This is a genomic window from Ferriphaselus sp. R-1, assembly GCF_000746095.1.
Classification (GTDB): Bacteria; Pseudomonadota; Gammaproteobacteria; order Burkholderiales; family Gallionellaceae; genus Ferriphaselus.
The window spans coordinates 62,551-87,158 of sequence record NZ_JQKP01000003.1 but is presented as its reverse complement, the minus strand read 5'-3'; the positions used below and the strand labels follow the sequence as shown (position 1 = coordinate 87,158).

Genomic DNA, 24,608 nt, shown 5'->3' with positions numbered 1-24,608 from the left:
TGATTACTTCAGATTTGCTTATTCATTTTTCTGCTAACCAAAGCATCATTTCTTATTTTTCCTGCTAAACGGCAGTCGTTACACTGCGCGCCTTTCCTTCCTTAAGGGTGTTGTGATGGCGCAATTCAAAGCGCATAGCGTGTTGCCGGGGTTCAATCTGGCGCTGGGTTACACCTTGCTGTATCTCTCGTTGATCGTGCTGGTGCCGCTGTCGGCGCTGTTCTTCAAGACGGCGGCGCTGGGCTGGGCGGGGTTTTACGATATTGCATCCAGTGATCGGGTATTGGCTGCGTTGCGGGTGACGTTCGTGACTTCGTTCGCAGCGGCGGTCACCAATGCCGTTTTTGGGCTGGTGGTGGCCTGGGTGCTGGTGCGCTACCGCTTCCCCGGCAAGAAACTGGTCGATGCTTTTGTCGATCTGCCGTTCGCCTTGCCTACGGCGGTGGCGGGCATCACGCTGGCAACCTTGTATGCGCCTAATGGCTGGCTCGGGCAGTATTTCGCCGCTCATGACATCAAGGTGGCCTACACGCCACTGGGTATCGTGGTGGCGCTGACGTTCATCGGCTTGCCGTTCGTGGTGCGTACGGTGCAGCCGGTGTTGGCCGACGTGGAAGCCGAGGTCGAAGAGGCAGCGGCCAGCCTGGGAGCAGGGCGCTGGGACGTGTTCCGCCGCATCATCTTCCCCGCCATCTACCCGGCGCTGCTCACCGGCTTCGCGCTGGCCTTCGCCCGCGCCATCGGCGAATACGGTTCGGTGATCTTCATTGCGGGCAACATGCCTTACATCTCCGAGATCGCGCCGTTGCTGATCGTCGCCAAGCTGGAGCAGTACGACTACGCCGGAGCGACCGCCATCGCCGTACTGATGTTGTTGATCTCGTTCGCGCTATTGCTGGGCATCAACGCCCTGCAATGGTGGAGCAGCCGGAAAGGAGCGCGCTGATGTCGGCTCAAGCATTGCAACGCAAGATCGCCACCCATGAATCCAGGGGCGTGACGCTCGCCCTCATTCTGCTGGCGCTGACCTACCTGATCCTGTTTCTGGGCGTGCCCTTGTACGCCGTGTTCTATCAGGCATTCAGCAAAGGCTGGGCCTTGTACTGGGAGGCACTGAAGGAGCCGGACGCGCTCTCGGCGGTGAAACTGACCGTGATCGCGGCGGCCATCTCGGTGCCTGCCAACGTGGTGTTCGGCGTGGCGGCGGCCTGGGCCATCGCCAAGTTCGAGTTCAAGGGCAAGAGTTTGCTCATCACCTTGATCGACTTGCCGTTCGCGGTAAGTCCGGTGGTTTCGGGGCTGATCTACGTGCTGCTGTTCGGCGCGCAAGGCTGGTTCGGCCCGTGGTTGCAGGCGCACGACATCAAGCTGATTTTCGCCGTGCCCGGCATCGTGCTGGCGACCATCTTCGTCACCTTCCCCTTCATCGCCCGCGAGCTGATCCCGCTGATGCAGGCGCAGGGTAAGGAAGAGGAGGAAGCGGCGGTATCGCTGGGCGCGTCCGGCTGGCAGACGTTTTGGCGCGTGACCCTGCCCAATATCAAATGGGGCCTGCTGTACGGCGTGATCCTGTGCAACGCACGGGCGATGGGCGAGTTCGGCGCAGTGTCGGTGGTGTCCGGCCATATTCGTGGCTTGACCAACACCATGCCGCTGCACGTCGAGATTTTGTACAACGAATACAACTTCGTCGCCGCGTTTGCCGTGGCCTCGCTGCTGGCCTTGCTGGCACTGGTTACGCTGGGTGTGAAGAGTCTGATCGAATGGCAAGCGCGCCGTAGCGGAGAACCGCTGCATGGTACGCATTGATCCGTTCGTGGTGAGCGAGCGGATCAATTCAAAGAGCGCCCTTCGACAGGCTCAGGGCGAACGGATTATTAGGAGCACATAAATGAGCATCACCATCGAAAATCTGAACAAGCGTTTCGGCGACCACATCGCGCTGAACAACATCAACCTCGAAGTGAAGAGCGGCGAGTTGCTGGCCTTGCTCGGCCCTTCCGGCTGCGGCAAGACCTCGTTGTTGCGCATCATCGGCGGACTGGATGTGGCCGACTCCGGCAGTTTGTTGTTCCACGGCGAGAACGTGGTGGAACGCGACGCGCGCGAACGCAATGTCGGCTTCGTGTTCCAGCACTACGCGCTGTTCCGCCACATGACGGTGTTCGAGAACGTGGCCTTCGGCCTGCGCGTCAAGCCCAAGCGGGAGCGCCATACCGAGGCCGAGATCCGTCGTCGGGTGACGCACTTGCTGGAGCTGGTGCAGCTGGACTGGATTGCCGACCGCTATCCCTCGCAGCTGTCTGGCGGGCAGCGTCAGCGCATCGCATTGGCGCGCGCCCTTGCGGTCGAGCCCCGGATCCTGCTGCTGGATGAGCCTTTCGGTGCGCTGGACGCCAAGGTGCGCAAGGAACTGCGCCGCTGGCTGCGCCATCTGCATGACGAACTGCACATCACCAGTATCTTCGTCACCCACGATCAGGAAGAGGCGCTGGAAGTGGCCGACCGCGTGGTGGTGATGAATCAGGGCAAGATCGAGCAGGTCGGTACGCCAGACGAGGTGTATGCCACACCAGCTACGCCTTTCGTCTATCAGTTCATCGGCAACGTGAATCTGTTCCACAGCCGCATCCACTCGGCCTGGACACAGCAACACGGCGATGCCGTAGCTTACGTGCGCCCGCACGACATCGACATCAGCCACACGCAACAAGACCCTGCCTCGCTGGCAGGAGAGATCAGGCTGGTGCGCGCCATCGGTGCGGTGGTCCGTGCCGAAGTTGCGGTGGCGGGTAGTGACGAGCTGGTCGAGATCGAACTGTCGCGAGAGCGTTTCGAGGCGCAACCGCTGGTAAACGGCGATCAGGTGTTCATTCGTCCGCGTCAGGTCAGGGTGTTTGATGAATCGGTGAAAGGCTCGCTATGAATTTCCAGCAACTGCGCATCATCCGCGAAACGGTACGGCAGAACTTCAATCTCACCGAAGTCGCCAACGCGCTCTACACCTCGCAGTCCGGCGTGTCCAAACACATCAAGGATCTGGAAGACGAGTTAGGCATCGAGCTATTTGTGCGCAAGGGCAAGCGCTTCCTCGGCCTGACCGAGCCGGGGCGCGAGCTGGCCGAGATCGCCAACCGCATCCTGCTGGACGCGGGCAACATCAAGCAATTGGCCGAGAATTTCAACACGCGCGACGAAGGGCGGCTGACCGTGGTGACGACGCACACCCAAGCGCGTTATGCGCTGCCGTCCGTGGTGGCGAAGTTCAAACAGGCGTTCCCCAAAGTCCATCTGGTGTTGCATCAGGGCAGCCCCACGGAGATCGTCAAGATGCTGCTGGAAGGCCATGCCGACATCGGGCTGGCGACCGAGGCGCTGGATGGAGTGGAGAATCTGGTGTCCTTCCCTTACTACCAGTGGCACCACGCCGTGATCGTGCCTGCCGGTCATCCGCTGGAATCAGCTCAGCCGCTCACGCTGGAAGCCATCGCCGACCATCCCATCATCACGTATCACGAAGGCGTGACCGGGCGGACACGGGTGGACCAGACCTTTGAGCGGGTCGGTCTGTCGCCGGAGATCGTCATGTCTGCGCTGGATTCCGATGTAATCAAGACCTACGTCGAACTGGGCATGGGCGTGGGCATCATCGCCTCGATGGCCTTCGAGCCCGCCCGTGACAGCCAGCTACGCTTACTCGACTGTGCCCACCTGTTCGAACCTAACACCACACGAATCGCCTTCCGGCGCGGCCACTACCTGCGTGGATTTGCCTACCGCTTCATGGAGTATTGCTCGCCAGCGTTGACCGAAGCTGTAATCGGCGCAGCGAACACGGCACAGGGCGGTGAATAGCGGCTGTTCCCGCTGACGGTGCCTTGTCTGTTGCTCATCATATGTAGATAATGCCGACTCGGGGATCAGGCAGCCTCCCCGCCCCAAGACGATTCCCGTCCAAGGTCTGCTCTGATGGGGTGTTCCCAAGGAGGAGTCATGGATACGTCGCAGCAACAATTTTCCGATAACGCTCGCCCTGTGCCAGTCACGCTGGCTCAGGCTTTCTGGTATTGGTTGAAGCTGGGCTTCATCAGCTTCGGCGGGCCTGCCGGGCAGATTTCCATCATGCATCAGGACTTGGTCGAGCGTAAGCGCTGGATCTCGGAGCGGCGTTTTTTGCATGCGCTCAACTATTGCATGGTGCTGCCCGGCCCGGAAGCGCAGCAGCTTGCCACGTACATCGGCTGGCTGATGCATCGCACCTGGGGCGGCATTTTTGCCGGAACACTGTTCGTACTTCCTTCACTATTCATTCTGATCGCACTGTCGTGGGTCTATATCGCCTTCGGCGATGTGCCGGTGGTGGCGGGATTGTTCTACGGCATCAAGCCGGCGGTTACCGCCATCGTGGTGCAGGCGGCTCATCGTATTGGGTCTAGGGCGCTCAAGAACAGCGGTTTGTGGGCGATTGCTGCAGCTTCATTTGTGGCGATCTTCGCATTGAATGTGCCATTCCCGGCCATCGTTGCCAGTGCAGCGTTGATAGGCTACATCGGCGGGCGCGTCGCCCCGGACAAGTTCAAAGTGGGAGGAGGGCATGGTAAAGAGAATCGCTCTTTCGGGATAGCGCTCATCGACGACGATACGCCGACGCCGGAACATGCGCGCTTTCGCTGGTCTGGGCTAGCTAAAGTGATCGTGATTGGTGGTTTGCTGTGGTTGCTGCCGATGACCTTGCTGACGGTGATTTATGGCTGGGGGCACACGCTGACACAGATGGGTTGGTTCTTTACCAAGGCTGCGCTACTGACCTTCGGTGGCGCGTATGCGGTGCTGCCTTACGTTTATCAGGGAGCGGTCGCACAATACGGCTGGCTCACGCCGACGCAGATGATAGATGGCTTGGCGCTGGGTGAGACCACGCCGGGGCCGCTCATTATGGTGGTGGCTTTCGTCGGCTTCGTGGGTGGTTACGTCAAGTCCGTATTCGGGCCGGACCTGCTGTTTCTGGCGGGTGCGATGGCGGCGACTCTGGTGACCTGGTTCACCTTTCTACCCTCGTTTATCTTCATTCTGGCCGGTGGCCCACTGGTGGAATCGACGCACGGTGATCTCAAATTCACTGCGCCGCTGACCGCGATCACGGCGGCGGTCGTGGGTGTCATCTTCAATCTCGCTTTGTTCTTCGGCTACCACGTACTCTGGCCACAGGGCTTTTCGGCGGCATTCGACTGGCCATCCGCACTGATAGCGCTGTCTGCCGCAGTCGCACTCTTCCGCTACAAACGGAGCGTGATCCAGGTGATCGCAGCCAGCGCAGTGCTTGGACTTACCCTCAAAATCCTGCTTTAAGGACGCTTAAGCGGCTTGCCGTTCCAGCACGGCGGCGAAGAAGCCGTCGGTGCTGTGTACCTGCGGCAGTAGTTGCAGGTAGTCGCCCATCTCCAGCGCGATCTTTTGTTGCTTCAGCACCTCGCCAGCGGGGATGAGGGCAAAGTTGGGATGGGCGGCGAGGAAGTCGGTGACGATCTGCTGGTTCTCTTGCGACAACAGGCTGCACGTCGCATAGACCAGGCGTCCGCCGACTTTCAGCAGCTTGGCGGCGGCGGCGAGGATGGCGGCTTGCTTGACGTTGAGCTCGTCCACGCTGGTGGGCGACTGGCGGAACTTGAGGTCGGGATTGCGGCGCAGCGTGCCCAAGCCGCTGCACGGCGCATCCACCAGCACGCGGTCGATCTTGCCTGCGAGGCGTTTGATCTTCTGGTCGTGCTCGTGGGCGATGAGTTGCGGCTGCACATTGGACAGGCCGGAACGTGCCAGACGCGGCTTGAGATTGGCCAGCCGCTTTTCCGACACGTCGAAGGCATACAAGCGGCCTTGCGAATTCATCATTGCGCCCAGTAGCAGCGTCTTGCCGCCCGCACCGGCGCAGAAATCCACCACCATCTCGTTGCGCTTGGGCGCGAGCAGGAAGCCGAGCAGCTGACTGCCTTCGTCCTGTACCTCGAACTTGCCGCCCTCGAACATCGGGCTCTTGTTGAGCGGCGGCTTGCCTCTGACGCGGATGCCGAGCGGGGAGAGTGGCGTGATCGTGGCTTCGACCTTTTCGCCCTGCAAGCCTTGCAATACCTCGTCGCGGCTGGCGCGCAGGGTGTTGACGCGCAGGTCGAGCGGGGCGGATTGCTGCATGGCGCGCCCGGTGGCCAGGATGTCTTCGTCCGACATACTTGCGCGCAGTTTCTCCACCACCCAGTCCGGCAGTTCGGCCTGGATGGACAGCGGCTGTTCCGCTAGTTTGAGTCCCTTGGCCTGTTTCAGCCACTCAATCTCGGTGACCTTCAGCACGGGTTCCAGCTCGCGCAGGTTATAGCCGCCGAAGCGCATCCAGTAGGCCAGGGCCATGCGGCGCGGCGTGGGGCTGCCGTCGATGCTGCACGCCACTTCCAGCAACAAGCGGTGGCGCAAGATGCCGAACACGGTCTCGGCGATGAGGGCACGCTCGCCAGAGCCGGTGCGCTCGCTACGGAAATGGTGGCTCAGAGCCGCATCGGCGGGATGCGCCAGCGGCAGCACGGCGCGCAGGGCCTGGATGACGAGTTCGAGGCGGTATTCAGTGATCAGCATGATGGTGTGTCTTGATTCGGGGGGGCGATTTTCTCATTTCAGCGGGGGCGGCAGGGATAAATCTTCAGGCTGTCGCGTTCATTCGTCCGACAGGCGGATCTCCTGAATGATCATCACGCCATTGATCGAGCCATCGCGCTCGATGCGGACGACCTTTACCGGCAGCAAGCGGTATTCCAGCGCCAGCCAGATCTCCAGCCCTTCTTCGTTCGGGCCGTGGATCTTGCGCACCGGCAGGGTACGCAGCTTGCCCATCGGCGTCATGATGGTCTCTTCCTGATCGATGCTGACGCGATAGCGTTCCAGCTTGCGGCCATTGGTCACGGCCAGCGGCAGAGACTCTTCGCGCAGGCGGAAGCGGGAAAGCTGGTAGAGCAGGCTGAGTCTGTCCTGCGCATCATCCGTCAGTGCGGTCTGCCCGCCCAGCGAAAAGCGCAGCAGATGGTGCTCGTGGTCGAAGAACATCTCCACGTTCTGGTTCACTCCGTCGAGGTTCTTGTCCTCCTGCGCATAATCCGGCTGGAAGCCCGCGTCGGTGATGGTTCCCCGGCTGACCTGGTTGTACAGCACGCTCTTGACCATTCGCGCCAGACCAATGGTGCGGATGGTTGCCGTCAGCGTGTAGCGACCGTCCGCGATCTCCAGCAGGTGGCGCACATCGCCCACGTCGTAACCGCCTTCCGACAGACGTACCCGGTACTTGAGCATGGCGCGCCTCGGCAGCGGCGGCGGCTCAACGGCTATAGGCGCAGGTTTTTCGGGCGGCGGCGGTTCGGCGGCGACCACCGACGATGCGGGTTGCGGCTCGGCTGTCGCCTCAACGGGCACGGCAGCGGCAGCCTGGTCCGTGGTGACAAGTTCCGGTTGCGGTTCGGGGGCGGCTACGGGCGGAGGAGGGCGCTTGACCCGTTTCGGTCTTGCCGTCTTTTTGGCCTGGGCGGCAGGTGGGGCGGGTAACGGTTCCAGCTTGGCTTGCAGCGGCGGCAGGTCGGGTTCGTCCTCGGGCAGGCTCAGCGGCATCTGCCACAGTAGCAGCAGGTGCAGCAGCACCGAGGCGGCGAGGGCGATGACGAGGTGGCGCTGCTCGATGCGGGTCACGGCGTGATGGTGAGCCGGGTCAGCGATTGGGTGTAGCGGTTGCCGTCACCCTCGGTCACGACCACTTTCACCGGGATCAGATGGTGTTCGACAGCCAACCAGAGCTCGGTCCTGGCACCGTTCGCTTGCGGCGGCGTGGCGACGTAGAGCGCCTTGAATTGGCCGCCAGGCACATCCACGCTTTGCTCGGGAGTGACCTGATAGTCGTAGATGTCCAGTTTGCTGCCGTTGGTCATGTGGAATGTGAGTGTGCCTGCCCCCGGCAGATCGAGGAACATGAACTGGTACATGGCCGAGAAACGGTCCTGCGTGTCGTCCGGCAAGGCCAGCTGGCGCGTCCCCAGGCGGTCGGTCAGCACGAGCTGATGCGTCTGCCAGTCGAACACGGCACTGGCATTGCGCTCCACATCCTTGCTGCGTTGCTGCGTCACCTTCAGCGGATGTAAACCGCGTGCGGTGACTGTGCCTTCGCTGTGTCCCAGGATGGTTTCCGGTTTCAGCATGGCGGCGATGCCCACAGCACGGGATACGCTCTCGATGTGATAGCGATCATCCGTGCGGGTGTACGCCTCCTTGATCTCGGCGACTTCCAGCCCCTCCAGCTCAAGCCGGTATTCGGCCTGGACCTGGCTGGGCGTGGCCGCCGATGCCGGGAGGGCGATGAGGCATGCCAGCAACATCAACCAGCCGTTGCTTGGACGCATGGCTTATTCCAGCACGGGCGAAATGACGAAACCATCGCTCGTCTCCGCGCCTTTGGATACCACTTTGCCCGATGCGTTCAGACTGACCTGTCCGCTGCACAGCCAGCCCACCGCCTGCGGGTAGATACGATGCTCGATCTTCAGGATGCGCGCTGCCAGCGTGTCCGGCGTGTCGTCGCACAACACCGGAACCGCACCTTGCGCGATGATCGGCCCGTGGTCGAGATCCGCCGTAACGAAATGCACCGTGCAGCCGTGCAGCTTCACGCCGTCTTCGATCGCCCGCTGATGCGTATGCAGACCGGTGTAAGACGGCAGCAGGGAAGGATGGATGTTGATGAGCCGCCCGGCGAAATGTTCAACGAAACCCGGCGTGAGGATGCGCATGAAACCGGCCAGCACCACCAGATCAGGCCGATGGCGGTCGATCTCCGCTGCCAACACTGTATCGAATGCCTCGCGCGTGGGATGTTCGCGGTGCGACACCACCGCCGTGGGGATGCCGCGCGCCACCGCATACTCCAGCCCGCCCGCATCCGCCCGGTTGCTGATGACCGCCGCGATGCGATGCGGCAGATTGGCTTCGACGATGGCCTGCATGTTCGAGCCGCGACCTGAGATAAGGATGACGATGTTCTTCATGGTGTGCTTAAGGATACGAGTGGGCGGATTATAGCGGATGAGGGTAGAGAGCGAAGGTTCCGGCAAATGATGGGCGGGATTAGCCTTGGTTGAATGACAGTTTGACATAATATACATTATGCGAATATCAAAAATGAACCGACGACCGAGTCATGCACACAGCGCGGTTCCCCTTTCGGGCTGAATCGGTTTGGAAAATAAGGGAAGCAGGCCGGTAAGCCGGGTTCTGTCGTGGACAGTCATTCCTCTAGGCGTTTCGTTACCTGACGCTCAAGCAATCTACCCGCTGGCGACGCGAGCAACGTCATGGCCAGCCTATTTGATCTTGCTCCGGATGGGGTTTACCGTGCCGCTCCTGTTGCCAGTCGCGCGGTGCGCTCTTACCGCACCGTTTCACCCTTGCCTGTTCCGGCCACTCTTGCGAATAGTCGTCCATCGGCGGTCTGCTCTCTGTTGCACTTTCCATCGCCTCACGGCGTCCGGTCGTTAACCGGCATCCTGCTCTGCGGAGCCCGGACTTTCCTCCCCATCCTTGCGGGTGCGGCGACTGTCTGGCCTGCTTCGGCGCGGAGTCTAACACAGCCGTCGAAGCTAGGCTCTGCGCGCACGATCATGCAGCTTGCGCCATAGCCAGAATCCGCCGAGCAGAGTCAGCAAACCTCCCAGCCACAGCGGCCAGCGCACCGGCTGGTTCCAGCTACGGCGTTGACGCTCGCGCTGTGCGGCATCGATGCGCAGATATTTGAGGCCGTTGCTAGCCATGTTGTTCGGCTTGCTGTTGTACAGCCAGGCGTGGTGCAGCGAATATTCCTTGGGATGGAAGCCAAACAGCCAGGGCGAGTCGTGCCGCAAGATCTCCAACATCTGGTTGATGATGCGCTGCCGCTCGTCGTCGTTATCCATGTTCTTCATCTGATCGAACAAAGCATCGTAGTGCGGGTTCTTGTAGTTGGAGGCGTTTTCGCCCGCAAACTTCACCTTGCCCTGCGGGCCATGCAGCAGGAACAGGAAGTTCTCCGGATCGGGATAGTCGGCGTTCCAGCCGTAGTAGAACATCTGCGTATCGCCGCGCCGTACCTTGTCCTGGAAGCGGTTGTAGTCAGTGCTACGCACCACCAGTTGCACCTGGATCTCGGCGAACTGTTTGCGCAGCCAATCCAGTCGGGCTTTGTCACCCACGCCATTGGAAGTCGAATCCAGATGGATCACCAGTGGCTTGTGGGTCTTCTTGTCCAGACCGCCGGGATAGCCGGCTTCGGCCAACAGGCGCTTGGCCTCTGCGATGGACTTGCGACGGGGTGCGCCGTTCACCCAGTCATAGACATAATGGTTGATGCCCGCCTCGTCTTCCAGATAGCCGAAGATGCCGGGCGGGATGGGCGACTGCGCCGCGATGCCGCGTCCGTTGGCGAAGATGGAGATGAATTCCTCAAAATCGACCGCGATGGCGATGGCCAGACGCAGTTTGCGCGCCCGCTCAGGATTACAAGGTTGCCCTCCTCTCGCGCCTGTAGAGGATAGTTTCGTGGCATCGGCACAACTGCCACCCACCACGGGATCCAGCCAGTTGAACCCCATGTAGCTGGTGGACGTGGCGACCGAGGTCGAAAGCGTGATGCCTTGCTTGCGCATGGTCTCGCTGACATTGGTCTCACCACCCACGCTCACTTGCACCGCTTGATCGAAGCTGTCCGAGCCAATGCCGGACGAGTCGTACCAACCTTGCAAGAACTTGTTCCAATACGGGATGGTCTCTTTTTCCAGCGTGAACACCACCTTGTCCACCAGCGGCAAGGGCTTGCCCGCATCGGCCAGCAGCCCTGCCGCCAGATCTTCGTCCTCGCCTTCTGTAGGGTACAACTCGCCGCTGAAATTTGGGTTTTTGGTCAACACCATGCGCTGGTTCGGGTCATTTTCCGACAGGTAGTACGGGCCGCTGCCAATGGGCCACCAGTCCAGACTCAGATTGCGCTCGCGCATCCCCGGCTGGGCGTAGAAACGCTCGGCTTCCCACGGCATGGGAGCAAAGAACGGCATGGCCAGCCAGTAGGCGAACTGGGGATATTTGCCGCGTACCTTGATGCGATAAGTGCGGGCATCGATCACTTCGACACCGGACAGCGGATAGGCATTCAGGTCTAGCCACCCTTCCGGCTGGCGTTTGCGCGCGGCCTTCAGCGTCTCGGCGTACTCCTTCATGCCGACGATATAGTCCGCCATCACGCCGAAGATGGGCGAATGCAGGTCGGGGTGCGCCAGCCGCTTGATCTGATAGGCGTAATCCTCTGCCGTCACAGCTCGCGTGCCGGTCGCAGCGAAATCGGTCAGTTTGCGGATCCCGGTCAGATCGCTCGCGTCCAGTCCCAGATAGCGTGGCTGCCCGGCCTCATTCAGCGCCAGAGCCGGGTGCGGCTGATATTTCAAACCGTCCCGCAGGTGTATCTCGTAGGTGGTGTAGGCGACCTGGCTGGCCGCGACCTCGTCCGGCAATCGATGCAACTGCGCATCCAGATAGGTGACCAGCGGCATCTCCTGGGCCGCCTGCGGAATAAGTTCGTAAGGGCGCTTGAAGAAGTGATATTGCAGCGGCGGATAGTATATCTGCTCGATCACGGCGAACTCGTTCTGGCTATAGGCCTGAACCGGGTCGAAGTGCTTGGGACGGCCAGAGAACGCGGTGTACAGGATGGACTTTCCGGCATCCGTCGCCGGGTAGGGATCGTTCCACACGGCATCGTCGCAGGCTGCGAGCAACAACGGGAGAATGAGGCAGAGCAAGCGTTTCATGGCGGCAGAGTGTATCCGAAACGCCTGTGCTGCGCCGTGCAAAATGCCGCGACTCGCGGCCTGCTTCGGGTTAAGATTTGCCCCTGTTTTTAGTCAACTACCCGGAACACTTCATGAACTCAGCATGGCGACTTTTCCTCGAACAACAGGGTGCTCGTTTTGATGGCGACAGCGTGCAGCATTTCGGCGATCCCGCTGCCGAGAGCGTGGCGACGCGCGACGGTTCGACCATCGCCCCATTGACGCAGTTCGGCACGCTCAAGGTAAGCGGCGAGGATGCGCAGACCTTCTTGCAGAGCCTGCTAAGCAACGACATCCGCGCCGTCGGCGCACAGCAGGCACAGCTCAGCAGCTTCAACACCGCCAAAGGCCGGATGCTGGCCAGCTTCCTGATCTGGCAGCATGACGGCGACTATTTCCTGCAACTCGCCCGCCCGCTCGCAGCGCCCATCCAGAAGAAGCTGTCCATGTACGTGCTGCGCAGCAAGGTGAAGGTCAGCGATGTCAGCGACGAGTGGGTCGCGCTGGGCATCACCGGCGCGCAGCAGGCGAACGAGTTTGGCTTGCCGGACGGCGCATCAGCCACCCTCGCCTGCGATGCCGCACGGCTCATCCGTTCGGACGCGCGCCGCTTCCAGCTGGTCTGCCCGACGGATCAGGCAAGTGCGTGGTGGCAGCGCCTGTGCTCCGGGAACGACAAGTCGCGTCCGGTCGGCTCGCCCTGCTGGGACTGGCTGGACATCCAGGCCGGCATCCCCGTCATCACCCCCGCCACGCAGGAGCAGTTCGTGCCGCAGATGGTGAATCTGGAAGTCATCGGCGGGGTCAATTTCAAGAAGGGTTGCTATCCCGGACAGGAGATCGTGGCGCGCATGCAGTATCTGGGCAAGGCCAAGCGCCGCATGTATCTGGCCCACGTCGGCGGCGACTCTGCGCCCCGCCCCGGCGACACACTGTTCAGCGCCAGTCCGGAAGAGAACGCGCACGGCATGGTGGTGAACGCGGCACCGGCTCCCGCAGGCGGCTTTGACCTGCTCGGCGTGCTGCCCATCGCCAGCCGCGCGCATGGCGACGTCCGCCTGGGCGCGGGTGACGGAGCGCGCCTGGGCTTCCTGGCCCTGCCCTACGAACTTCCATGAACCTGCCCGCCCAGCTCTTTCCGGGTGACCTGCTGTGGCTGGCGAACGCCCTGTTCGCCGTCCTGTTCGGAAAGGCGCTGTGGCGTATCCGGTTCAGTGCGCTGCTGGCCAACCAGTGGCGCGTGCATGCTCTGGTCGGCCTGACCATCTGGGTGTTCCTGTTCTGGCAACTCAGTGCCGGGGTGCGTCCCGGATTCAATTTCCACCTGATAGGCGCGACGCTGCTCCTGTTGCTGTTCGGCAGGAACGTCGCGCTGGTCCTGCTCAGTCTGGTCATGCTCGCCAGCTTCGTCCGCACTGGCTTCGACCTCCTTGCGCTGGGCCTCAACGGGCTGATCATGATCGCCCTGCCGGTGTATTTCAGCGAACGGGTCTTGTTCTTCACCCAGCGTAACCTGCCCAAAAATCTGTTCATGTTCGTGCTCGGCAACGGCTTCGCCTGCGCCGGAGTGGCCATGTTGCTGGTCGTACTGACCGCTTCCTTCTCTCTGGCCGCACTCACGCCTTACACCTGGGACAACGTGCTCCACAACTATCTGGTGTTCTCGCCCGTCATCGTTCTGGTCGAGGCGTTCACCAACGGCGTGCTGACCACCGCCTTCACCGTTTTTGCCCCCCAGTGCGTGCTGCATTTCAACGATAAGGAGTATCTGCAGGGCAAATGAAGCCGGAGTCGCATTACTTCATGCTAGACCACGTGAAGTTGCATTAGAATCGCGCCGGGACGAAACGCGATACAAATATTACACATCGTTTCTCACCCACCCGCAGCATCCATCCGCCGTGGTGGTCTCTCTCGCAAGGACAATCGGGTAAGGCAGGGCATGAGCACAACATACGACGAGTCGTCATTCAAGGTCTTGCGCGGGCTGGAGCCGGTACGGCAACGGCCCGGCATGTACACCACGCTGGACAATCCCAATCACATCATCGCCGAGGTGGTAGACAACGCCTGCGACGAAGCGCTGGCGGGTTATGCCAAGAACATCGTGGTCACGGCGCACGCCGACGGTTCGGTGTCGGTGAGTGACGACGGGCGCGGCATCCCGGTCGGCCTCCACCCCGAAGAAGGCGTGTCGGTGGTCGAAGTCGCCTTCACCGTGCTGCATTCCGGGGGCAAGTTCGACAAGGAAGCGGGCGGCGCGTACAAGTTTGCGGGCGGCCTGCACGGGGTCGGCGTGGCGGTGACCAACGCCTTGTCCACCGCCATTGAGGTCAAGGTCTATCGGGAAGGCGGCGAGCATCAGCTGCGTTTCGAGCACGGCCTGGCCACGGCTCCCCTCGCCCGCGTCGCCGACTGCGCCAAGCGCAAGACCGGCACCGTGGTGCGCGCCTGGCCGGACAGCAAGTATTTCGATGCGCCCGCCGTCAATCTGGCGCAACTAGAGCGGGCGCTGCGTTCCAAGGCCGTACTGCTGCCTGGCGTGACCGTCACACTGAATCTGGAAAAGTCGGGCGAGAGCAAGTCGTGGAACTATCCGGAGGGGCTGCGCGGCTACCTCACCGAGGCGCTGAACGCACAGGATACGGAGACGACGCTGGCCGCGCCCATCTTTGCGGGCGAACGCTACATCGGCAACAACGACGACACCTATGCCGAAGGCGAAGGTGCAGCCTGGGCCTTCGCCTGGACCGAGGAAGGCGCGCTCACCCGCGAATCCTACGTCAACCTGATCCCCACCTGGTCCGGCGGCACGCACGAGTCCGGCCTGCGCGACGGCGTGTTCAATGCTGTGCGCAGCTTCATCGAGCTGCACGGCATGTTACCCAAGGGCGTGAAGCTGACTTCGGACGACGTGTTCGCCCGCGTCAGTCTGGTGCTGTCCGCCAAGGTGCTCGACCCGTCCTTCCAGGGGCAGACCAAGGACAAACTGGTGTCGCGCGGTGCACTGAAACTGGTCTCCAGCATGGTCAGCGACCCGCTGCTGCTGTGGCTGAACGAGCACATCGACTACGGCAAGCGCATCGCCGAACTGTCCATCAAGCAGGCGCAGAGCCGCATGAAATCGGCGCAGAAGGTCGAGAAGAAAAAAGGCTCGTCGGTGGCCGTGCTGCCGGGCAAACTCACCGATGCGGCGGAGTTCAATCCCGAGCGCAACGAGCTGTTCCTGGTCGAGGGCGATTCCGCTGGCGGCTCGGCCAAACAAGGACGCAGCAAGGAGTTTCAGGCCATTCTGCCCTTGCGTGGCAAGGTACTCAATACCTTAGAAGTCGATCGCAACCGATTGTTTGCCAATGCAGAAGTGCACGACATCGCGGTCGCCATCGGGGTCGATCCGCATGATCTGGGCGACAGCGTGGACCTGTCCGGATTGCGCTACAAGGGCATCTACATCATGGCCGATGCCGACGTGGATGGCTCGCACATCTCCACCCTGCTGCTCACGCTGTTCTTCCGCCATTTCCCCAAGCTGATCGAGGCTGGCCACATCTTCCTCGCCCAGCCACCGCTGTTCCGCGTGGACGTTCCCGCACAGGGCAAGAAACCGGTACGCAAGCTGTACGCACTGAACGAGGACGAGCTGACCGCCATCGAGGACCGCTTGCGGCAGGAAAAGGTGCGTGAAGGCGCATGGTCGATCTCGCGCTTCAAAGGCTTGGGCGAGATGAATCCCGAGCAACTCTGGGAAACCACCATGAACCCGGATACGCGGCGCGCGCTGTGCGTGGAGCTTACCCGCGCCTCGTTCGACGAGACGCAGAAGATCATGAGCATGCTGATGGCAAAACAGGAATCCGGCTCACGCCGTTTGTGGCTGGAGTTCCACGGTAACGAGGTGACGGGCGATGTCTGATATTCCACAAGGTCAGTTGTTCGAGTCGGACGAGGACGAGCCGAATAGCGTTCCCGTCGTCGCCGAGGCTGTCGTCGCCGAGGTCAAGCCGGAAGCCGCTTCGGGCAACGGCAACGTCCGCCAGTTCGCTGCCCTGCCCCCGCTGCCCGACGGCGACTCCGTGCCGCTGGCGATGTATGCCGAGCGCGCCTACCTGGAATACGCCGTGTCCGTGGTCAAGGGGCGGGCGCTGCCGGATGTGTGCGATGGCCAGAAGCCGGTGCAGCGCCGCATCCTGTATGCGATGCGCGAGATGGGGCTGGCGCACAACAGCAAGCACGTCAAATCCGCGCGCGTGGTCGGCGAGGTGCTGGGCAAGTTCCACCCGCACGGCGATTCCTCGGCCTACGATGCCATGGTCAGACTGGCGCAGGATTTCTCCATGCGCTATCCGCTGGTCGATGGGCAAGGCAACTTCGGCTCGCGCGACGGCGACAACGCAGCGGCGATGCGCTACACCGAGACCCGCCTCACGCCCATCGCCGAGCTGCTGCTGGCCGAGCTGGACATGGGCACGGTGGACAGGGTGCCTAACTACGACGGCCACTTCATGGAGCCATCCATGCTGCCCGCCCGCCTGCCCATGGTGCTGCTCAATGGCGCATCCGGCATCGCGGTCGGCATGGCGACCGAGATCCCGTCGCACAATCTGCGCGAAGTCGGCGCGGCGGCAGCCTTGTGCGTGCGCAAGCCGGACTCCTCCGACGAGGAGTTGCTGAGTTCCGTGCTCGGCCCCGACCTGCCCGGCGGCGGCCAGATCATCTCCTCCCCGAACGACATCCGCGAGTGCTACCGCAGTGGTCGCGGCTCGCTGAAAATGCGCGCCCGCTGGAAGGTGGAAGAGCTGGCGCGCGGCCATTGGCGCGTCGCGGTGTACGAGTTGCCGCACGGCACGTCGGCCAAGAAGATCATGGAAGAGATCGAGGAACTGACCAATCCCAAGGTCAGGGCCAACAAGAAAGCCCTGTCGCAGGAGCAGGTGCAGAACAAACAACTGCTGCTCTCGGTGCTGGACCGCGTGGTGGACGAATCCGACAAGGACAACGCGGTGCGGCTGGTGTTCGAGCCGAAATCCAGCCGCCAGACCGTGGATGCGCTGATGACCGTGCTGCTGGCGCACACCAGTCTGGAGTGCTCGCTGCAGATCAACATGGTGATGATAGGCATCGACGGGCGGCCCAAGCAGAAGCCGCTGGCCGAGATCATCCGCGAATGGGTGCAGTTCCGTCTGGTCACGGTGCGCCGCCGTTGCGAACACCGTCTGGCGCAGGTCAACGACCGCATCCACATCCTCGAAGGCCGCATGACGGTCTATCTGAACCTGGACGAAGTGATCGCGCTGATCCGCGAATCGGACGATCCCAAGCAGGCCTTGATCGCCCGCTTCGAGCTATCCGAGCGTCAGGCCGAAGACATCCTGGAGATACGCCTGCGCCAGTTGGCGCGCATGGAAGGCATCAAGATCGAGCGCGAACTGGCGCAGTTGCGCGATGAGGGCGCGGAACTGCTGCGCCTGCTGGGCTCAGATTCTATCCTGCGCAAACGCGTCGCCAAGGAGATCGACGAGGACATCAAGAAGCATGGCGATGCCCGCCGTACGCTGATCGAACAGGCCGAACGCGTGGTGCTCACCGCCCAGGTGGTGGACGAGCCGGTGACGGTCATCCTCTCCAAAAAGCACTGGGCACGCACCCGTCAGGGCCACGGGCTAGACCTGTCTGCGGTCAGCTTCAAGGACGGCGATGGTTTGCTGGCCAGCTTCGAGTGCCGCACCACCGACCACTGCATCGTCATCGCCGATACTGGCCGGGTGTGCAGCGTCGCGGTGCATCAACTGCCTGCCGGACGCGGTGACGGTGCCCCGCTCGCCACCTTCATCGAACTCGCCGCCGGCAGCCGCATCGCGCAAGTGATCTGCGGCTCCGCGACCCAGCACCTGCTGCTCGCCACCTCGGCTGGCTACGGTTTCACCTGCACGCTGGGTGATATGCTGGGCCGCAACAAGGCCGGCAAACAGTTCGTCTCGACCGAGGGCGCAAGGATACTGCCGCCCATACCGTTCACGCCGGAGGTGCAGTCCGTGGTCGTGGCTGTCGCCAGTACGGGCCGTATGCTGGCCTTTGCGCTGGCGGAAGTGAAGTCCCTGTCCGGCGGCGGCAAGGGCGTGATCCTGATGGGACAGGAGGACGAGAGTGAACTGGTCGCCGCTCTGGTGTGCAGGAGCCAGGAAGTGACGGTCACTTACCTGTCGCGCTCGGTGGAGCGATCCATGCGCATCGGCGAGAAGGAGTTGCAGAACTACCTGGGGCGGCGCGCCCGCATGGGCAAAGCCTTGCCGCTGAAAAGCTCGCAGAAGGTGGTGGGGTTGCTGGCACCGGATGCCGACAAGTGATCGCGGTTGCGGGTGCGTGACTTTAGTCACTGTGCCCTGCCCCTGTGACCGGTAGAGTGCGCGCCTGTCCATCCACCTCGGGAGTCACTCCATGCAACACTCTATGAATTCCATCCTCTTGGGCCTCGGCCTGCTCGCCTCTGCAACGGCAACGGCAGGCGAATGGAAGGTCTTGCCTGTCACCGATGCAGACTACAAGCCCGAAGTCACCCTGTCGCTGGTCGGCGGCGACATGAAGCCCGCCCATTCCCCCAGTGGCGGGTACGCAGGTGTCGAGCTGGCACTCAACTGCCTTGCGCTGCAACCTCCCGTCGGCATCATCCGCAGCAAGCTGTCGTACGGCAGCTTCAACAAGAACGGCATGAAGATCAGCACGTTCGAAGTCAATCCGCGCTGGACCACCCACCTCAGCGACGATCTGACCTTCGGCATCGGCCCCGGCATCGGCTATGTCACGGCTGATATAGGCGGACGCACCACCGGCATGACCGCGTTGCAAGTGGGCGTGGACCTGGACTACCGCGTCGGCGCATTGAACCTCGGTTTGGGCGCGCGCTGGCAAGGCACCCAGAACAAGCTGATCACCCCTGCCCTGCGCAGCGCGGATAACACGCTGATCCAGGCCAAACTCGGCATCAACTTCTAAACGGGACGACAGCGATGAGCAGCAATGGATTATTGATGGGCGTGATCGCCTTTGCGGTGGCCTTCTTCTTGATGCGGCAAGCGCAATCGTCTGACGGTATCGATGTCAAGGAGGCCAGTCAGATGAGCCAGAGCGGCGCTTTGCTGCTCGATGTCCGCGAACCCGGCGAATACGCCTCAGGGCACGCACCGAACGCCGTGCTCATCCCGCTCGGCCAACTCGGATCGCGCATGCAAGAGATCGCCGCCTACAAGGACAAGCCGGTCGCCGTCATGTGCCGCTCCGGTCGCCGCTCGGCTTCCGCCACCAAGCAACTGGCCGAAGCCGGCTTCTCCCAAGTGAAGAACGTGAATGGCGGCATCATGGCCTGGGAACAAGCAGGCCTGCCCGTAGTACGCTAACCCGCCTCTAGCTGCTTGAACACGAACGCCCCGAGACTCTCGGGGCGTTTTCATTTTTCCCCGCTGAGAAACTCAGACCAGCCCCATGCTCACCAGCGCGATGAACGCGGCGAACAGGGCAAAGTGGCTGATGCCTTCGATGGCGTTCGTTTCGCCATCATGCAGGTTGTTCATCACGGCGAGGAAGGTGATCAGCAGCAAGCCGCCCTGAACCGGGGTGAGCGCCATGATGATGCGTTCACCGCTGAACAAGGCGACCGCCTCGATCACCGGCAGCGTCAGCAGTACCGTGGCCAGTGAGGCGCCCAGCGCGATATTGACGGTGGTCTGCATCCGGTTCTGCTGCGCGGCCTTGAGCGCGGTGAGTATCTCGGGGCTGGCGGAGATCAGCGCGACCAGCACCGCCGGTATGGACTTGGGCAAGCCGCTGCCGGCAAGACCGGCATCCAGCAACACCGACAGCACCTCGGACAGCAAGCCCACCAGGATGATGGCGCCGACCATTACCGCCACATGCAGCCGGTTCGGGCTGTTCGCCTCGTCATGCGATTCTTCTTCAGTCTCGCTGGAATATTCGAAGAAGGTGCGGTGTTCGACCGTTTGCAGCCGCAGGAACCCGGCGTACATCAAGGCCATCACGGCGATCGAGAATATCGAATAGGGTCGCCATTGCGCTTCCGGCACGAAATCGGGAATGAACATGCCGATACCGATCGCCACCATCAGCATGGCGATGAAGGAGTTACCGGAATCCACGTTGTATTTGGCGCTGCCGTGCTTGAGCCCGCCGACGATGGCGGCCAGTCCGAGAATGCCGTTGATGTCGAACATGACGGCGGCGAACACCGTATCGCGCGTCAGGGTCGGATTGGGCTCGCCTTGCAACAGCACGACGAGGATCACCACTTCCACCGACACGGCAGCCAGCGTGAGTATCAGCGTGCCGAAAGGCTCGCCCAGGCGCAGCGCCAGCACCTCCGCGTGGTGCGCGATGCGGAACGCCACACCAATGATCGCGGCGAGGCAGACCAGCAGCAGCCCCCACAACGCCAGTCCGCCCTGTTCGACGGCACTGTGCTCGGCCATAAGACCCAGCGCCAGAACGAACAGGGCGATGGCCAGGGGGGATTCTGCTTTGAGATATTTCATGGTGTCGCCAAGATCCAGAGTAGAGACTGAACGATAGTCGAAAATAAGCGCGCCATTAGCGCCGCTGGCGCACGGCCTCGAACAGGCAGATCGCCGCCGCCGAAGCCGCGTTCAGCGATTCGACCTGGCCCGGCATGGGAATGATGAACGGCTGGCAGGCGGCTTGCAGCTCGGCGGACAGCCCTGCCCCTTCGTTGCCGATGGCGAAACCGACCCGGCCGCGCAGCTCGCATTCGAACAAGCTCGTCATGCCCGCCAGCGATGCGGCGAACAGCTGGCCGCCGAACTGTGCGGCGACCGCCAGCAGATCGGCATCCTCGACGATGTTCAGCACGAAATGCCCGCCCATCGCGGCGCGCAGCACCTTGGGCGACCAGGCATCGGCGCACCCCGGCGACAGGAACACCGCATCGCACCCCGCCGCCGCCGCCGAACGCAGCATGGAGCCCAGGTTGCCGGGGTCCTGGATGTCTTCCAGCAACAGGCAGAAGCCGCTGCGCTCGGGCGAGAAATCCGAATCCGGCAAGGCGATCAGGGCCAGCAAGCCGCTGACTGTCTTCAGCTCCGACAGCTCGGCGAACAGCGCATCATCCAGCAAGGTCTGCGGTACGTCAGGGAATGATCCCAGCAGCTCGGCGACCTCTTCGTTTTGAAACGCTGCGCCAGTATGCAGCAGGTGCTGCGGCTTGCCGCCACAGGCGCGGTAAGCCGCGACCAGATGCGCGCCGTCGAGCAAGGTCTGCCCCGCCTTGCGCCGCTGCCGCGCGTTGCCGCTCAGCTTGAGCAGCCCCTTGTAGAACGGGTTGTCGCGTGAAGTGATGTGCTTCAACTCAGGCCTCCCCATATTCGAGCCAGGGTGGTTTGGCTGTTCATTTCGATGCGGAAGATAAGTTTGTGGTTTGCGGCAAAGAGCCTAACCACGAGATGCAGTTCATTCAACGAGTTGCCCATCAAGCAAACCCCAGGAAAACTGCCAATGCCCGATTGACCGCCAACAGCGCCTCATCGTCCAATCGCCCAAACACTGCGCCGATCTTATCGCGTGAGACAGATTGCGGTTTATCCACCATCACTTGCGATGGTTTGCTCAGCCCATTCGACTCGCTGGGAGTTAATGGGATGCGGAACAACGGCGCAAGACGTAATTCGCTCGTGACCGGCAAAATGGTGATGGAAGGATGCGCGTCGAACAGATCGGATTGAATCACTAGCGCAGGGCGCGGTTTACCGAGATCCCCCTGCAGCGAAACAGTCACCAAATCACCGCGCCTCACTGCCATCCCTCGCGGTCGGAGGCTGTTTCCAGCCAGGTTATGGATGCAAGCTCATGTGCATCGTCCTGCAACAACAGTGACTGACGGCGGCACTCTTCGGCGAAGCCCGCACGCCGCGTATCAGGCACCCAAATCTGCACTGGGCGCAAACCCGCCTCACGCAAGCCCGCCCGATGCTTTTGCACCCGTACCGAGGTACTGTTCTTTTCCACCGTAGTTGATCTCATGCCCAGCTCCTTCATGCATGTTACATGCAACGGATACTAACCGGCTTTTTTGTTACATGCAACAAATCAGGGAGTCTTCTGCCGCCGAGAATATCGACCATCAGCGATTGCACGGCCTCGATCTAGGCAACAGTTGCTGGCTGGCAAGGTCCACTTCCCTACCCCTCAGTTTCCAGCAAGCCGCTCATTTCCGCCAATGGTGGCAGTTCGCTCAAAGAGCGCAGGTTGAGATCGTCCAGCAGGCGTGCCGTGGTGCCCAGCAGTTCGGGACGACCCGGTACTTCGCGCACGCCGACGACTTCGATCCAGCCGCGCGCCTCCAGGGTCTTGATGATCTGGCTGGCGACCTGCACGCCGCGTATTTCTTCGATGTCGCCGCGCGTCACCGGCTGGCGATAGGCAATGATGGCCAGCGTCTCCAGCACCGCGCGCGAGTAGCGCGGAGCCTTTTCCGAGGTGAGTCGGTCGAGGTATGTCTGCAATTCCGGGCGAGAGCGGAAGCGCCAGCCGCTGGCGATTTGCACCAACTCCACGCCGCGATCGTTGTAGCTCTCTGCCAGCGTTGCCAGCATGCGTTCCAACTCGCGGCTGCTGATGGGCGTATCAAAAAGACGCTTCAACTCATGGCTGGAAAGCGCTTCCTGTGCGGTCAACAGCGCCGCTTCCAGCACCTGCATAGGCTTATCCAGCGACATAGGCTCGGACATAGATTTTCCCCAGCGTCCCGGTTTGGGTGACCTCCAAAAGGTTCTCCTTGGCCAGTTCCAGCATGGCGATGAAGGTGACCACCAGTTGCGGGATGCCGCCTTCCAGCTCGAACAGGTCATCGAACAGCTCGAACTCGCCGTGACGCAAGCGGCGCAGCAACTCGCTCATGCGCTCGCGCACCGACAGCTCCTCGCGCCGCACCGTGTGGTGCGCCAGCACCTTGGCGCGCGCCAGCAATCCCAGCCAGGCTTGGCGCAAGTCCTCCACGCCTATCTCGGGCAGGCGTGCCTCCACCGTGCGCTCGATCAGCACCTGCACCAGCTCGAAATCGCGTCCGGCTTGCGGCAGCTCATTCAGCGCCTGCGCCGCCAGCTTCATCTGTTCATATTCCAGCAGACGGCGCATCAGCTCGGCGCGGGGGTCTTCGGCAGACTCGTCGGCCACCAGCTTGGGGCGGGGCAACAACATGCGCGACTTGATCTCGATCAGCAGCGCCGCCATCAGCAGGTATTCGGAAGCCAGCTCCAGCCGGTGCTGCTGCATCAACTCGACATAGCCCATGTACTGCCGCGTCAGCTCGGCCATCGGGATGTCGAGCACATCGAGATTGTGTTTGCGGATGAGATACAGCAACAGGTCGAGCGGTCCCTGGAACGTGTCCAGCACCACCTCCAGCGCATCCGGCGGGATGTACAAGTCCTGCGGCAACTCCAGCAGCGGCTCACCGTGGATGCGGGCGCACGGTGTGAGCTGGAGTTGCGCCGTTCCGCTCATGGCTAGCTGTAGCTCAGCCCCATCGCTTCGCGCACGTCGCGCATGGTGTCGCGGGCAAGTTCGCGGGCTTTTTCGCAGCCATCGGCGATGATGTTCTTCACCAGCGTCGGGTCGTCGAGGTAGTACTGGGCGCGTTCGCGCATCGGGCGCTGCTCGTCGAGCACGCCCTGAATGACCGGCTGCTTGCATTCGATGCAGCCGATGCCCGCGCTGGTGCAGCCCTGTTGCACCCACTGCTTGGTGTCGTCCGAGGAATACACCTGGTGCAACTGCCACACCGGACATTTCTCCGGCGTGCCGGGGTCGGTGCGGCGGATGCGCGCCGGGTCGGTGGGCATGGTGCGGATCTTCTTGGTCACGCTCTCTTCGTCTTCGCGCATCGAGATGGTGTTGCCGTAAGACTTGGACATCTTCTGTCCGTCCAGCCCCGGCATCCTGGAGGCGGCGGTGAGCATGGCTTGCGGCTCGGACAGAATCATCTTGCCGCTGCCCTCCAAGTAGCCGAACAGGCGCTCGCGGTCGCCGTGCGACAGGTTCTGCTGCTCGTCCAGCAAGGCCTTGGCGGCCAGCAGCGCCTCATCGTCACCCTGCTCCTGATATTTCGTGCGCAACTCACTGTACAGACGGCCTTTCTTGCTTCCCATCTTCTTGATGGCGGCCTCGGCTTTTTCCTCGAAACCGATCTCGCGTCCGTAGATGTGGTTGAAGCGGCGCGCGATCTCGCGGGTAAATTCGATGTGCGGCACCTGATCTTCGCCCACCGGCACTTGCGTGGCGCGGTAGATCAGGATGTCCGCGCTTTGCAGCAGCGGATAGCCGAGGAAGCCGTAAGTGGAAAGATCCTTGCCGGAGAGTTTTTCCTGCTGATCCTTGTAGGTCGGCATGCGCTCCAGCCAGCCCAGCGGCGTGATCATGGAGAGCAGCAGATGCAGCTCGGCATGTTCCGGCACACGGCTCTGGATGAACAGCGTCGAATGGGCGGGATCAACGCCCGCTGCCAGCCAGTCGATCACCATATCCCACACGCTCTGCTCGATCACCTGCGGCGTGTCGTAGTGCGTGGTCAGGGCGTGCCAGTCGGCTACGAAGAACAGGCATTCCATCTCGTGCTGCATCTGCACCCAGTTCTTCAACACGCCGTGGTAGTGGCCGAGATGCAGGCTGCCGGTGGGGCGCATGCCTGACAAGACGCGATCAGCAAACATGATATTC

At 61.9% G+C, this 24,608-nt stretch carries 23 protein-coding genes and 1 other RNA gene; 11 read left to right on the top strand and 13 right to left on the bottom strand.

Annotated features, from left to right (window positions below; translation table 11 throughout):
• Positions 1–115 precede the first annotated feature (115 nt).
• The 5 genes from cysT to chrA all read left to right on the top strand — a co-directional run bounded on the left by cysT (position 116) and on the right by chrA (position 5,349).
• Entirely contained in the window at positions 116–946 is an 831-nt protein-coding gene (gene cysT, locus DM08_RS04840; protein WP_035383512.1) for a sulfate ABC transporter permease subunit CysT, read from the top strand.
• A complete protein-coding gene (gene cysW, locus DM08_RS04835; RefSeq protein ID WP_035383511.1) occupies positions 946–1,809 on the top strand; it encodes a sulfate ABC transporter permease subunit CysW in 864 nt (287 codons plus the stop codon). Before cysT ends, cysW begins: the two co-directional genes overlap by 1 nt.
• 82 nt (positions 1,810–1,891) lie before the next feature.
• Positions 1,892–2,926: a sulfate/molybdate ABC transporter ATP-binding protein gene (locus DM08_RS04830; RefSeq protein ID WP_035383510.1), complete on the top strand. Its 1,035-nt coding sequence runs from the start codon at positions 1,892–1,894 to the stop codon at positions 2,924–2,926.
• On the top strand, positions 2,923–3,855 hold the full coding sequence (locus DM08_RS04825) for a CysB family HTH-type transcriptional regulator (protein WP_035383509.1): 933 nt from the start codon (positions 2,923–2,925) through the stop codon (positions 3,853–3,855). Before DM08_RS04830 ends, DM08_RS04825 begins: the two co-directional genes overlap by 4 nt.
• Before the next feature lie 138 nt (positions 3,856–3,993).
• Positions 3,994–5,349 carry a chromate efflux transporter gene (gene chrA / locus DM08_RS04820; RefSeq protein WP_035383508.1) on the top strand — a complete coding sequence of 452 codons (1,356 nt, stop codon included), beginning with the start codon at positions 3,994–3,996 and terminating at the stop codon, positions 5,347–5,349.
• 6 nt (positions 5,350–5,355) lie between these two features.
• Here the strand turns inward: chrA and DM08_RS04815 are convergent, their stop codons facing one another.
• From DM08_RS04815 to DM08_RS04795, 6 genes are all read right to left on the bottom strand, one after another.
• Positions 5,356–6,621, bottom strand: a complete 1,266-nt coding sequence (locus tag DM08_RS04815; protein WP_035383507.1) for an RsmB/NOP family class I SAM-dependent RNA methyltransferase — start codon at positions 6,619–6,621, stop codon at positions 5,356–5,358.
• Positions 6,622–6,699: 78 nt separating this feature from the next.
• A complete protein-coding gene (locus tag DM08_RS04810; RefSeq protein ID WP_035383506.1) occupies positions 6,700–7,719 on the bottom strand; it encodes a DUF3108 domain-containing protein in 1,020 nt (339 codons plus the stop codon).
• On the bottom strand, positions 7,716–8,423 hold the full coding sequence (locus DM08_RS04805) for a DUF3108 domain-containing protein (protein ID WP_035383505.1): 708 nt from the start codon (positions 8,421–8,423) through the stop codon (positions 7,716–7,718). Before DM08_RS04805 ends, DM08_RS04810 begins: the two co-directional genes overlap by 4 nt.
• Before the next feature lie 3 nt (positions 8,424–8,426).
• On the bottom strand, positions 8,427–9,065 hold the full coding sequence (gene purN, locus DM08_RS04800) for a phosphoribosylglycinamide formyltransferase (protein ID WP_035383504.1): 639 nt from the start codon (positions 9,063–9,065) through the stop codon (positions 8,427–8,429).
• Positions 9,066–9,264: 199 nt separating this feature from the next.
• An RNA gene (gene rnpB, locus DM08_RS12205) (RNase P RNA component class A) lies at positions 9,265–9,628 on the bottom strand.
• A gap of 28 nt (positions 9,629–9,656) precedes the next feature.
• A complete protein-coding gene (locus DM08_RS04795) occupies positions 9,657–11,852 on the bottom strand; it encodes an ABC transporter substrate-binding protein (RefSeq protein ID WP_035383503.1) in 2,196 nt (731 codons plus the stop codon).
• Positions 11,853–11,965: 113 nt separating this feature from the next.
• Here DM08_RS04795 and DM08_RS04790 point away from each other — a divergent pair, with 113 nt between their 5' ends.
• The 6 genes from DM08_RS04790 (at position 11,966) to DM08_RS04765 (ending at position 19,264) form a co-directional block, all read left to right on the top strand.
• Positions 11,966–12,991: a CAF17-like 4Fe-4S cluster assembly/insertion protein YgfZ gene (locus DM08_RS04790; RefSeq protein WP_035383502.1), complete on the top strand. Its 1,026-nt coding sequence runs from the start codon at positions 11,966–11,968 to the stop codon at positions 12,989–12,991.
• Positions 12,988–13,656, top strand: a complete 669-nt coding sequence (locus tag DM08_RS04785) for an energy-coupling factor ABC transporter permease (protein WP_035383501.1) — start codon at positions 12,988–12,990, stop codon at positions 13,654–13,656. The genes DM08_RS04790 and DM08_RS04785 overlap by 4 nt, the downstream gene beginning before the upstream one ends.
• A 159-nt stretch (positions 13,657–13,815) precedes the next feature.
• Complete coding sequence (locus tag DM08_RS04780) at positions 13,816–15,786, top strand: DNA topoisomerase IV subunit B (protein WP_035383500.1); 1,971 nt, start codon at positions 13,816–13,818, stop codon at positions 15,784–15,786.
• Positions 15,779–18,217, top strand: a complete 2,439-nt coding sequence (gene parC, locus DM08_RS04775) for a DNA topoisomerase IV subunit A (RefSeq protein ID WP_081908771.1) — start codon at positions 15,779–15,781, stop codon at positions 18,215–18,217. Before DM08_RS04780 ends, parC begins: the two co-directional genes overlap by 8 nt.
• Positions 18,218–18,308: 91 nt before the next feature.
• Positions 18,309–18,863, top strand: coding sequence for a hypothetical protein (locus tag DM08_RS04770; protein WP_152555778.1), 555 nt, complete (start codon positions 18,309–18,311; stop codon positions 18,861–18,863).
• Positions 18,864–18,877: 14 nt separating this feature from the next.
• Complete coding sequence (locus DM08_RS04765; protein ID WP_051937798.1) at positions 18,878–19,264, top strand: rhodanese-like domain-containing protein; 387 nt, start codon at positions 18,878–18,880, stop codon at positions 19,262–19,264.
• Between the two features lie 72 nt (positions 19,265–19,336).
• Here DM08_RS04765 and DM08_RS04760 read toward each other — a convergent pair whose 3' ends face one another.
• The 7 genes from DM08_RS04760 to DM08_RS04730 form a co-directional block, all read right to left on the bottom strand.
• A complete protein-coding gene (locus DM08_RS04760; RefSeq protein ID WP_035383498.1) occupies positions 19,337–20,413 on the bottom strand; it encodes a calcium:cation antiporter in 1,077 nt (358 codons plus the stop codon).
• A 55-nt stretch (positions 20,414–20,468) separates the two neighbouring features.
• On the bottom strand, positions 20,469–21,242 hold the full coding sequence (locus tag DM08_RS04755) for a TrmH family RNA methyltransferase (protein ID WP_237560228.1): 774 nt from the start codon (positions 21,240–21,242) through the stop codon (positions 20,469–20,471).
• A gap of 121 nt (positions 21,243–21,363) precedes the next feature.
• Positions 21,364–21,693: a type II toxin-antitoxin system PemK/MazF family toxin gene (locus DM08_RS04750; RefSeq protein ID WP_255358309.1), complete on the bottom strand. Its 330-nt coding sequence runs from the start codon at positions 21,691–21,693 to the stop codon at positions 21,364–21,366.
• Positions 21,684–21,914, bottom strand: coding sequence for an antitoxin MazE family protein (locus DM08_RS04745; RefSeq protein ID WP_035383496.1), 231 nt, complete (start codon positions 21,912–21,914; stop codon positions 21,684–21,686). The genes DM08_RS04750 and DM08_RS04745 overlap by 10 nt, the downstream gene beginning before the upstream one ends.
• Positions 21,915–22,072: 158 nt before the next feature.
• The gene (gene scpB, locus DM08_RS04740; protein ID WP_035383495.1) at positions 22,073–22,621 is read right to left on the bottom strand and encodes an SMC-Scp complex subunit ScpB; all 549 of its coding nucleotides are present in this window, start codon (positions 22,619–22,621) and stop codon (positions 22,073–22,075) included.
• Positions 22,596–23,396, bottom strand: a complete 801-nt coding sequence (locus tag DM08_RS04735) for a segregation and condensation protein A (RefSeq protein WP_035383494.1) — start codon at positions 23,394–23,396, stop codon at positions 22,596–22,598. The genes scpB and DM08_RS04735 overlap by 26 nt, the downstream gene beginning before the upstream one ends.
• Before the next feature lie 2 nt (positions 23,397–23,398).
• Positions 23,399–24,601 carry a tryptophan--tRNA ligase gene (locus DM08_RS04730; protein WP_035383493.1) on the bottom strand — a complete coding sequence of 401 codons (1,203 nt, stop codon included), beginning with the start codon at positions 24,599–24,601 and terminating at the stop codon, positions 23,399–23,401.
• Positions 24,602–24,608 lie beyond the last annotated feature (7 nt).